Below are 10,827 nucleotides of genomic sequence, written 5' to 3' on the forward strand. Positions count from 1 at the left end.
AAAAATGAACGAATACCAACAGCTATTTACCTGCCGAAACCTTCCAGAATGCATCGGCATTATTGGTGCGGTAGCGCTCAATAGTAAAGTTGGTGTTTTTGTTAGTATCCTCGCTTTTATCGGGGCTTTGTTTAAAATACTCTAACGGCAAAAGGCTTATATAGGTGATGGTTTTATTCTTATCGCGTGTTTCGTAATTGTATTCGTTACGCAGCGGACTGTACAACCTATACAGGTTTTTGGCCATATAATTATCCAGGTAAAACTCCTTGGTTATTTTTTGGCGATTGTTCCAGTTGGCATCATCGTTTACAAATAAGGGCTGGTTTTTTATAATGCGTTCCCTAACTTCGGTAATGCCAAGCAGGTTTTTGTTTTCGTCCATTACGTAAGCGTTGTTGGTAGGGTCCATCCAAACCCATTTGCTTAAGCTTGGCAAATACACCACATTAATAACGTGCGAATCATAATCTATATTCAAACTATCCTTTGGGAAGCAATACACCTTGCGCGATTTCCAGCCCATAGCCAGGTAACATTCGTTTAGGGTAGTAGCCAGTTCACCGCATGATACGCCTATCTTTTTAGCAGTAGCCTTGCTGATGATCTCGTTCGCGTTAATGATTTGAATGCCGCTTTCATGCTGCCCGTCGTGTTGTACGGTGTTGTGCACCCATTTAAGCAGGTTAATGGCTTTTGTCTTTTCATCACCCTTACCTGCTATAGAATCAAGCTTAAAGTTTTTGCGGATGGCCACCAGGTTAGGATCTGTTGCCGGTTGATAGGTAAATGCAGGAACTTTACGCTGATCATTAGGGTTAAATTTCTCTGCCTTTTGCAGGATGTATTTGTAATCGGCCACGCCGCGCAGGGATTGTGCTACCTGTTTAAATTTTGGTTCGTTTTTTATGTTGGCGAAGTCGGTATCCTCCAGCAAGTGATTATAGTTCATATAGCCATTATTAACGGCACTATCCAGGTATTCAAATGCTTTTGGCTTGTTGTTGATAATTGAATAAAGACAACTTAAATTATAATAGTTGTTGGTAATAAAACCTTTATAGTTGCGCTTATCAGCGGATGCCAGCTGATTGTATTTTGCTGTAAGTTCAGTCATTAATTTTACACCCGTTTCGCCATCGCGTGCTTCATAAGCTTTTTGGATCAGCTGGCTTTGCTGGTTGCCGTATACTTCAAATGTATTGGCCGGTGTGGTTTGGGCCAATAAACTGTTTGTAGTTAAAAATACTGCTACGGAGAGTATAAGTTTCATAAAGGATGTTAATAGTGGTAAATATAATTAATATGTACCCGAAAGACGCTTAAACCTGCTAAAACGTTGCATTTTAATGTTTTTCTTTTTGGGCTGATTATTTACCTTAGTAGGATGAAATATCTACGTATTTTATCATTGTTAGCACTTATTATTGTTATCCAATCCTGCTCATCATCTACCAAAAATAATGTACCGGTTGTAGGTTTTATTGATGCATTTGAAGATGCTACTATATCGCAGGCCAAAACCGGCTTTATTGATGCCTTAAAAAAGAATGGCTTTAGCGAAGAGCAAAAAACGGTGGTCATTAAATATAATAATGCTCAGGGAAGCATCCCTACTTTAACACAGATGGTTAACCAGTTTGTGTCAGAGAAAGTAGACCTTTTAGCTACTTCAACCACGCTTGCTACAGTAGCTGCTATTCAAAAAACCAAAACCATACCCATCTTCCAGATGGTATCGCCAACACCCGACAGGATGAAGGTGACCGATGCAGCAGGTAAAGCCCCGGCAAACCTGTACGGCACTATGGAAGAACTGAACTACATCGATACCTCATTTGCTATCATCCCCCAACTGTTAAAACCGAAAGGTGCACAGTTAACTATCGGCATGATCTATAACCAGTCCGAGCCGCAATCTGCTGATGCTTTGCAACGGATACAAGGGCTGGCTGCAAAATTGAACGTAAAGATCATTGCGCTCCCTCTAAATTCGTCGGCCGATGCGCAACTGGTAACGCAGGCACTTTTAAACAAAGGTATCGACGCTTTTTTTGCCAATCCGGATAATACCGTATTCGCCGCTTTTGAAACCATCAGGAAAAGTTGCGACCAGCATAATGTACCCATTTTTACAAGCGAAGCCGGTTTGGTACAACGTGGCGCGGTAGCCGCTTTTGGTGCCGATATTTATCAGTGGGGTTATCAATCGGGATTGCAGGCTGCGCAATATCTGAAAACGCATAAAACCGATGGCCTTAAATTAGAGATGGTGAAGATCAGGAAACGGGTTTATAACCCGGTAGCTGCTAAAAAATATAACATTACTATCCCTGCCGGGTTTGAAGCTGTAAAATAATGGATTTTTACCTAACCGCTTTGTTACAGGGCTTGTGTTTCGCGGGGATAGCGTTCGGTATTTATATCTCCATGAAGATCTTCAATATACCCGATATTACCACCGATGGCAGCTATACGCTTGGCGGTGTGGTAACAGGGGCAATGCTTACACATAACCAGCCCGGGTATATAATTTTACCCGCCGTGCTTTTGGCTGGCGGGGTGGCGGGCGCGCTTACGGGCATTATCCACACCAAATTAAAAATAAACGCACTGCTTGCGGGTATTTTGGTAATGTACGGCTTGTATTCAATTAATCTTACCATTCTTGGCCGCTCTAACCTGCCGCTTTTAAGTATGCCTACGTTGTTTTCGGCGGTGAACCTGATTACTGATATTAACCAAAACTCATTAATGATACTGATAGTATTTGTGCTGATCATAACCATCATTATTGGCTACTTACTTAAAACAGATTTTGGTATTGCCATGCGTGCTACAGGCAACAGCGAACCTATGATAAGGGCTTTGGGCGTAAATACCGACAGGATGAAAATTATTGGTTTGGCAATTGCAAACGCTTTAACCGCCCTGAGCGGTTACCTGGTTGTACAGCAGCAAGGCTTTGCCGATATTAACATGGGGATAGGTATTGTGATATTTGGTTTAGGGTCTGTTATTATTGCGGAATCTGTTATCAACCGCTTGCGCATTACCTCGGTATGGTTAAGCCTAATTTTGGTAATGGCAGGAGCCATCATTTTTCAGTTTGTACTGGCCATTACGCTTAATATAGGTATAAACCCTAATATGCTTAAAGGCGTAACCGCTGTATTTGTGTTATTAATAGTTGGCTTACCGCGTTTAACGGGGAGACAGGCATGATACAGCTAAATAATATCCATAAAACGTTTAATACAGGCAAGCCAAACGAGGTTGTGGCTATCAACAAAGTAAACCTGCAAATAAATGCCGGCGAGTTTGTGGTGATAGTAGGCTCTAACGGCTCAGGCAAAACTACGCTGCTTAACCTGGTTGCCGGTAACATTCTGCCGGATAGTGGTATCATCACCATTGATGGCAACAACGTAACCCGGCTGCCTGAGTATAAACGCAGCAAATGGATAGCCCGCATTTTTCAAAACCCGTTATCAGGTACCGCCGCCGATCTGAGTATTATTGATAACTTCCGTTTAGCAGCATTGCGTACGCAGACCAAGAGGCTTTCCATCGGTAAAAACGAACAGTTTAAAAGACTTGTACGTGATAAAATAGCTACCCTTGGTATGGGGCTGGAGGATAAAGTGGAGCAACCTATTGGAACGTTATCCGGCGGGCAACGGCAGGCGCTTACTTTGTTAATGAGTGTGATGGATACCTGTAAGATACTGCTGCTTGATGAACCCACAGCGGCACTCGACCCGCGGTCGGCAGGGAACGTTTTGCGTATTGCTGATGGCCTGATAAAAGAATACCACCTCACTGCAATTATGGTAACGCATAATTTAAAGGACGCAGGGAATTACGGCTCGCGCATTATACAGATGGGCGAGGGGACTGTTTTAAAGGACATAGCTGGCAAAGAAAAAGACAGTTTACAGCAAAATGAGCTTTACAGTTGGTTTGGATAATAAATGGCAAAGAAATTGTATTGCCATTTGTACTATGAAGAACACAACATTTGAAAACATATTCGACGCTTACCAGTTGGTGAGCGGAGCAAAAATAAAAGCCAAAAACTACGACGAGGTTTACGAACTTGGCCCGTACGATGGCACCAAACGCGGTTACACACTTTACGCTTTCGAAAATGGCGTACGCTTTGAAGATTTCAGCGTTATCATCTCCGAGAATGAACTGATGAATAATTACCTGATAGAAAAAGGTAAGGGTAACCAGGCGATAGCGGCGTAATTAATTTACCGCCGAAACCTATCCAACACGTAATTGCGAAGTACGAAGCAATCTCGCTACATGCATTTTAACATGCAAGGTGTTTATGCAAAGTTTTAGAGAATGCTTCGTATTGTAGTTATAAAAGCAAATAAAAAACGCTAAATATATTACTGCTTTTTTTGCTTCAACTGAAATACATTTCCTTCAGGGTCTTCTCCATCGCACAGCCAGTAATCATAGTTGTCAAAAGTTTTTATTTCCCTCATAACAACATTTTGACTAATGAAATCCCTTCTAACCTCATTAATGTCTTCATTTATTTCAAAAACTATTTTAGTATTGTTATTAAACTTGAATGAGCCTTCACTTGCATTCAAATATTTGTCACCAATTTTATGAAGACCTATCATGCTATTACCTACATCTAAAAGTGTCCATATGGACTCATATTCTTCAACTATTTTCAGATTAAAAACATTAGTATAAAAGGACTTTAGCCTGTCAACATTTTGAACGTAAAGTATTATTGTGTCTAACTTGACCTTTATTTCCATGAATTGTTATATGTTAATTGAAAATTGCACGTATGAATGAAATATGATTCATTTTTCTGCTAAAATACGTAACAGCGATTATGATTTTGAAAAAACATTGTCTTATTTATAACTTCAACGGCTTTCTACAATTGCAAATAACACCAATTTCATCTTCTATCTTCACAAAGTTCTCATTTTTGGCCGGATCCAAGTAAGCTATTCACCTGTTAGCCACTGCAAACATTCTGGCAATATTGCTGGATAACAAAAAAGGCCTCATACCGAGGCCTTTTTTGTTGAATTTAGATTCAGTTACTTTTTGTAGCTGATCTTGTAGATCGTCCCTTTTGAATCATCTGTTACGTAGATAGAACCATCCGGCCCTTGTGCTAAACCGCATGGGCGGCGTTCGGCGCTACCTTTTGCGGTGTTTGCTGCCGAACCTGAAAAACCGTCGGCAAATACTTCCCACTTACCATCGGGTTTGCCATCTTTAAAGGGCTGGAAAACCACATAATAACCAGCCTGTGGCTCGGGCGCGCGGTTCCATGAACCATGGAAGGCTATGAATGCACCATTCTTATATTTCTCAGGGAATTGGTTACCGGTGTAAAACAACAAGCCGTTAGGGGCAAGGTGGGCCGGGTATGCAGCAGCGGGGCTAATGTATTTGTTGGTTGGGTCACCATCTTTTTTGCCATCGCCGCCATACTCAGGCGCCAATATCTTTTTAGTTTGGTACTGATCGTAATAAATATAGGGCCAGCCTGCATTGTCGCCCTTTTTAATAGCATACATACATTCAGCAGGTAAATTAGCCGATTGTTTGGTGTCAAACATGTCCGGGAATATATCATGCAGCGCATCGCGGCCATGCTGCATTACAAAAAGCTGATTATCCTGTTTGTTCCAATCCATACCTACTACGTTACGTAAACCGGTAGCATAGCGCACACCATCTTTATAGGTTTGGTTCAGCTTATCGGCTTTAAATTGCCATATACCGCCCGCCGAATCAAGGATGGGGCATCCTGGCTGGCCCAATGAGCCTTTTTCGCGGTCTTTTATTTGGCATGAATTTGAGTACGCCCCAATATTTACATACAGGTTACCGGCATCATCTAAAACAATGGCCTTAGCTTCGTGCTGTTTGCGGTTTATTAATCCTTTAACTATAGTTTCGGGTTTGGTGGCATCAATTACCTCGTTTTTATCATTTAGCTTATAACGGTAAACATCTTCGTTTGATGAGGTGTACAGGTAGCCGTTTTTAATGTAGGTGCCCGTACCTTCATAATCACCAAAACTGTTTTTAACATCGGCTTTGCCATTGTTTTCGTGTAAAACCAAAACGCCTTTGCCATCTTTTGGCTTACCAAGTTTAATAAAAATATCGCCCTGCGGCGAAACTGCTATATGGCGTGTGCCGCCAAGGTTTTCGGCAATAATGGCGGCATTAAACCCTGCTGGCAGTGTTAACCCCGAAGGTGATTTGGTGGTGTCGGAAGCAGTGTTGGTGCTGTCGGCGGTAGTTTTGCTTTCATTGCTTTTACAAGCATTAAATAATATTGACCCGGCAAGTACCGTGGCCGCCAATACAAAATTGAACGATCTGTTTTTCATTGGTGTGCGTGTTTATTGGTGATGATTTATAGGGGTTTAACAGGCTAATCCCCTTGTGTTTTAATGGTAAACCAAATTTAACTTAATATACAGCAAATACCGAAATGTGTTTGTATAAATATGATGACAGTAACCTTTTGCCCGATTTTATCAAGTAGCCTGTTAAACTATCGCATCCGGCTGTCGTCATAGATGTATAAATTTTAAGGATATGAAAAAGTCAGTTATACTCTCAGCAATATTATTCGGTAGCCTGGTTTACAACAGTGCTCAGGCGCAAATATCAGTTCATATTGGTTTTAATATTCCGGCCCGCAGGGTTTATGTACCCGCGCCGCCGCCACAACCTGTAGTAGTTTATGATACTGATGAATTTGACGATAGCGACGATTACTATTACCTGCCCGAAGTAGAGGCTTACTATAGTGTACCACGCCATTGCTATTATTACCAGGACGGCGGCCGCTGGATATCGGCAGCTTACCTGCCCGGCGCTTACCGCAACTACGATTGGCGCACAGCCCGCAGATATGAAATAAGGAGCAGCAGGCCATATATGCGCCATGATGAATACCGGGGCAGATGGGGTGGCGGTTTTAACAGGGATTGGAACCGCAGGAACGATAACTATGCCGGCAGAAGGTTTGATAACAACCGCAACGACTGGAACAGAGATAACAACCGTGGTTGGAACAGAAACAATAACCGAAACGATAGGCCGCAAGGTGGCTTTAACCAGCCAAACCGTAATGATGATAACCGCGGCGGACGCGGCGATAGAGGGCAAGGTGGTTGGGGCCAGCCAAACCGTAACGATAACAACGGCGGCGGACGTGATAGAGGTAACCAACCTGCACAACCCAGCAGAAATGACAATAACGGCGGTGGCCGCGACAGAGGCAACATGCAGTTCGCTCAAAACCAAATGGTGCGCGGCGATTCGCACCGCCCGGTGAGGTTCTAAATATTACCACCTCTATATATACAATAAAAGCCATCGGTTAAACTAACTGATGGCTTTTTTGTTTTGATAGGTGTTATTAATAGCTACTTGCAGTAGTAAGCAGTTCAATAGCTTCACCACTTAGTTTTAACTGGGCAGCTTTTGCCAGATCATTTAATTGCAGGAGGCTTGTGGCACTCGCAATAGGGGCGGTAATACCCGGGCGGGCCATTACCCATGCAAGTGCAACACTTGCCTGCGTTGTATTATATTCTTCGGCTACTTTATCTAAAGCTGCCAAAATTTTATACCCGCGGCCATTAAGATATTTCTTAACACCGCCGCCGCGTTTACTTTTGTCCAGATCGGCCTCAGAGCGGTATTTACCCGTCAGGAAACCACTGGCTAATGAGTAATACGTAATCACACCAATATTATTCTCGCGGCATAATGATTCATATTTATGCTCATAATCTTCCCGGTCGTATAGGTTGTACTCGGGCTGCAGGGTTTCATAACGGGCGAAACCATTATCCTTACTTACCTGCAATGCTTCTTTAAACCTGCCTGCTCCATAGTTTGACGCACCAACAGCGCGCACCTTGCCCTGTTTTATCAGGCCGTCAAAAGTTTCCATGGTTTCTTCCAACGATGTGTGGGCATCATCCTCATGCGATTGGTACAGGTCTATATAATCGGTTTGCAGGCGCTTAAGCGAATCTTCAACAGCTTTTGTTATATAAGCTTTAGACAGGCCCTTTTTATCCTCGGCCATGGGTTTGCCAACTTTTGTAGCCAGGATGATCTTATCGCGTTTGCCGCCCTGTTTAAGCCAATTGCCTATTATCCTTTCCGAATCGCCGCCGGTGTTGCCGGGTACCCATTTTGAGTACACATCCGCAGTATCTACAAAATCAAAACCGGCATCAATAAAGGCATCCAATAGGGTAAAGGAGGTTTTCTCGTCGGCTGTCCAGCCAAAAACATTGCCACCAAAACAAAACGGCACTACCTGTATCCCCGATTTTCCTAATTCGCGCTTTTCCATATGGTGTGTAAGTATTATAACGAGGTTTGTATCTGTTCGGCCAGTTCATCTATCCAGCTTGATAAATAAGGTTCTGAACCCGCAATGCGTTCCCAGTTTCCCTGACTATCCCTTGCAATGGTTAGCTCCATACTTTCATCTATCGCTTTAAATTCGTAAATTCCATTACCAGTTTGTGTAACTATCCCAGTTACGGGTGTATCGGTTCCGGTAAGTACCGCTTCAAATTGTTGTTCCATCGTGTTTTTGTTTATATTTTAACAAGGGTTTTGGCTTTGTGTTTTCACAGAATGCTTTGACTGCAATTATGAGCATGCACTGACAATATTAAACTTACCACTACAGGGAGTACAACCATTAGCTTTATAGTTTAAGCAGGCTTTACGGAAACCGCTTTTACAATTTCCTCGTTTGTTTATTAAATAAGCCTTTAATAAAACCAATATTAGCATGTTACAAATCGGAAAAACACTCGCAATGGCTATTCGCCAAAAACGCACCCAACTAAAATACTCGCAGGAGTATATGGCTTTTAAACTTAACCAAACACAAAACGCGTACTGCAAAGTTGAGTTAGGGCATACCAAAGTAACCCTGTTGAAACTTATTGAGATATGCGAGATATTTGAGGTTGATGTACATGAGTTTCTGAAGCCTGTATGCGCCCCGCATTTAAAAAAAGTAGCCTGACAACCGCCAACACCTCCCCGGCTTAAACAATATTATCCTACATTTACACGGTGGAAAATATAGTACCCGACCCGCAGGTTTTAATTGATATTGTAAACACCCGCATGCCCTTTGGTAAGTATAAAGATACCCTGATATGCGATATGCCCATTAGCTACCTGGAATGGATGCACAATAAAGGTTTTCCGCCGGGTAAACTGGGTATGATGCTGAGCACCGTATTCGAAATTAAAAGTAACGGGGTAGATCAGATACTGAGGCAGATAAAACAAAAGTACGGCAGGCGTTAGATTACCCGCGCGTGACTATTTGCCTAAACTATTGTAAGGTTGTTTGCGTAAATACTACTAAACAGATAAATATCGATCATGAAAAATTTAGTAATATATTTCGCGGCCCTGTTAATGTTTACCGGCTGTGCCGACGGGCAATCAAAAAATAATAACGGCGATGCCTTTGCACCTGTACCCAAACCCGCGGCAGGGCAGGCTGTGGCCACATTTGGCGGCGGCTGTTTCTGGAGCATGAGCGAGGCCATGAGCGAACTTAAAGGGGTTAGCAAAGTGGTATCGGGCTATGCAGGGGGCAAAACCAAAAACCCTACATACAGGGAGGTGAGCAGCCAAAATACAGGGCACGCAGAGGTTGCCCAGGTGTATTATGATCCCAAAGTGATCAGTTACGCTGCACTGGCCGAGGCTTTCTTTTTTGCACACGACCCAACTACCCTTAACCGCCAGGGCCCGGATGAAGGTACCGATTATCGCTCTATAGCCTTTTACCGTAACGATGCCGAAAAGAATACCCTGCTAAACACCATTAAAAAAGTAAACCAGAGCAGGCATTACAGTAACCCGATAGTTACGCAGGTAGTACCATTTACCGCTTTTTATGCTGCCGAAAACTACCACCAGGGCTACTACCGCACCAACGGCGATAACCCATACATCAGTAGTGTGTCTGAACCTAAGGTGATGAAGTTTCGCAAAGCGATGAAAGCAGAATTGAAACCTGAATTTCAGAAATAAGCCTCACCACTTTTAACGGATTGTTAATTAGAACGAGTTGAGTGAGATATTAAATTCTCATCTTGAGAAGGGGTTAGGGTTGTGCTAATGAAATCGATAGGAGTATGTCGTGATGAGATATTAAGCACACGCGGCACGCGTGCGCCAGCAGGGGGGGATTGAGGATGATAGTCGAAATTGATAATGGCCATTGTTGGTTATGCTACCTTGCACGCGTATAGTGTTCACAAGTGTTCACTGCCGTGAACACTTGTGAACGGTCATATCTATCTTATGTACAGTGCTTTATGCTTTTTGTATGCGGGCAAAATAGTGCCACCAATAAAAAAGTTTGCAGCATTAATTTTTAAGCATCCAACATGCCCGATAGGAAATTGCTTTGTGAATTGTAATTAATGGCAGTAGAATAGAAAAGGCCTTAGCAACTGCTAAGGCCTTTTCCCTATAAAATAAGTTTCTTACAAACCATCAAATGCAAAGATCTCTTTTACCAGCGGTTTGCGTGGCATCATATCTTTTTCTACGCTGGTTTGGTAAACAAACGATGCTACGATGATTGCCGCCTGTTTAAGATCGTCTATCTGCAGGTGGTCGTAGTTGTCCTGATTGCTGTGGTGGGTTTTGGTTTCATAATCTATCGGGTCTTGAACAAACTGGAAACCCGGGATCCCCGCCCAATCGAACGAAAGGTGGTCGGTTGAACCGGTATTACTTAAGCTAACT

Annotated in this window: 14 protein-coding genes; 8 read left to right on the forward strand and 6 right to left on the reverse strand. The window is 42.8% G+C overall.

Annotated features, from left to right (window positions below; all coding sequences use genetic code 11):
* Positions 1–22: 22 nt before the first annotated feature.
* Entirely contained in the window at positions 23–1,273 is a 1,251-nt protein-coding gene (locus tag IDJ75_RS16630; RefSeq protein ID WP_191176742.1) for a TPR end-of-group domain-containing protein, read from the reverse strand.
* A gap of 114 nt (positions 1,274–1,387) precedes the next feature.
* On the opposite strand from IDJ75_RS16630, the gene IDJ75_RS16635 reads away from it, so the two are divergent.
* The 4 genes from IDJ75_RS16635 to IDJ75_RS16650 are packed head-to-tail and all read left to right on the forward strand — an operon-like array spanning position 1,388 to position 4,254.
* Complete coding sequence (locus tag IDJ75_RS16635) at positions 1,388–2,359, forward strand: ABC transporter substrate-binding protein (protein ID WP_191176743.1); 972 nt, start codon at positions 1,388–1,390, stop codon at positions 2,357–2,359.
* On the forward strand, positions 2,359–3,225 hold the full coding sequence (locus IDJ75_RS16640) for an ABC transporter permease (RefSeq protein ID WP_191176744.1): 867 nt from the start codon (positions 2,359–2,361) through the stop codon (positions 3,223–3,225). Before IDJ75_RS16635 ends, IDJ75_RS16640 begins: the two co-directional genes overlap by 1 nt.
* Positions 3,222–3,971 carry an ABC transporter ATP-binding protein gene (locus IDJ75_RS16645; protein WP_191176745.1) on the forward strand — a complete coding sequence of 250 codons (750 nt, stop codon included), beginning with the start codon at positions 3,222–3,224 and terminating at the stop codon, positions 3,969–3,971. Before IDJ75_RS16640 ends, IDJ75_RS16645 begins: the two co-directional genes overlap by 4 nt.
* A gap of 34 nt (positions 3,972–4,005) precedes the next feature.
* Positions 4,006–4,254 carry a hypothetical protein gene (locus IDJ75_RS16650; RefSeq protein ID WP_191176746.1) on the forward strand — a complete coding sequence of 83 codons (249 nt, stop codon included), beginning with the start codon at positions 4,006–4,008 and terminating at the stop codon, positions 4,252–4,254.
* Between the two features lie 149 nt (positions 4,255–4,403).
* Here IDJ75_RS16650 and IDJ75_RS16655 read toward each other — a convergent pair whose 3' ends face one another.
* Both IDJ75_RS16655 and IDJ75_RS16660 read right to left on the reverse strand, forming a co-directional pair.
* Complete coding sequence (locus IDJ75_RS16655; RefSeq protein ID WP_191176747.1) at positions 4,404–4,790, reverse strand: VOC family protein; 387 nt, start codon at positions 4,788–4,790, stop codon at positions 4,404–4,406.
* Positions 4,791–5,084: 294 nt separating this feature from the next.
* The gene (locus tag IDJ75_RS16660) at positions 5,085–6,395 is read right to left on the reverse strand and encodes a PQQ-dependent sugar dehydrogenase (RefSeq protein ID WP_191176748.1); all 1,311 of its coding nucleotides are present in this window, start codon (positions 6,393–6,395) and stop codon (positions 5,085–5,087) included.
* Between the two features lie 211 nt (positions 6,396–6,606).
* Here IDJ75_RS16660 and IDJ75_RS16665 point away from each other — a divergent pair, with 211 nt between their 5' ends.
* Positions 6,607–7,359, forward strand: coding sequence for a hypothetical protein (locus tag IDJ75_RS16665; protein WP_191176749.1), 753 nt, complete (start codon positions 6,607–6,609; stop codon positions 7,357–7,359).
* A 76-nt stretch (positions 7,360–7,435) separates the two neighbouring features.
* On the opposite strand, the gene IDJ75_RS16670 is transcribed toward IDJ75_RS16665, so the two are convergent.
* Together IDJ75_RS16670 and IDJ75_RS16675 are read right to left on the reverse strand one after the other, a co-directional pair.
* The gene (locus IDJ75_RS16670) at positions 7,436–8,386 is read right to left on the reverse strand and encodes an aldo/keto reductase (protein WP_191176750.1); all 951 of its coding nucleotides are present in this window, start codon (positions 8,384–8,386) and stop codon (positions 7,436–7,438) included.
* A 14-nt stretch (positions 8,387–8,400) separates the two neighbouring features.
* Positions 8,401–8,625, reverse strand: a complete 225-nt coding sequence (locus IDJ75_RS16675; protein ID WP_191176751.1) for a hypothetical protein — start codon at positions 8,623–8,625, stop codon at positions 8,401–8,403.
* Between the two features lie 211 nt (positions 8,626–8,836).
* Between IDJ75_RS16675 and IDJ75_RS16680 the strand changes: the two genes are divergently transcribed.
* From IDJ75_RS16680 to msrA, 3 genes are all read left to right on the forward strand, one after another.
* Complete coding sequence (locus IDJ75_RS16680) at positions 8,837–9,076, forward strand: helix-turn-helix domain-containing protein (RefSeq protein ID WP_191176752.1); 240 nt, start codon at positions 8,837–8,839, stop codon at positions 9,074–9,076.
* A gap of 50 nt (positions 9,077–9,126) precedes the next feature.
* The gene (locus tag IDJ75_RS16685) at positions 9,127–9,366 is read left to right on the forward strand and encodes a DUF3820 family protein (RefSeq protein WP_191176753.1); all 240 of its coding nucleotides are present in this window, start codon (positions 9,127–9,129) and stop codon (positions 9,364–9,366) included.
* 78 nt (positions 9,367–9,444) lie between these two features.
* Entirely contained in the window at positions 9,445–10,104 is a 660-nt protein-coding gene (gene msrA, locus IDJ75_RS16690; protein ID WP_191176754.1) for a peptide-methionine (S)-S-oxide reductase MsrA, read from the forward strand.
* 458 nt (positions 10,105–10,562) lie between these two features.
* Here msrA and IDJ75_RS16695 read toward each other — a convergent pair.
* Positions 10,563–10,827: M28 family peptidase (locus tag IDJ75_RS16695; protein ID WP_191176755.1), on the reverse strand; the 265-nt coding region annotated here is incomplete at its 5' end.

It is taken from the genome of Mucilaginibacter rigui, assembly GCF_014773275.1.
Taxonomy (GTDB): domain Bacteria; phylum Bacteroidota; class Bacteroidia; order Sphingobacteriales; family Sphingobacteriaceae; genus Mucilaginibacter; species Mucilaginibacter rigui_A.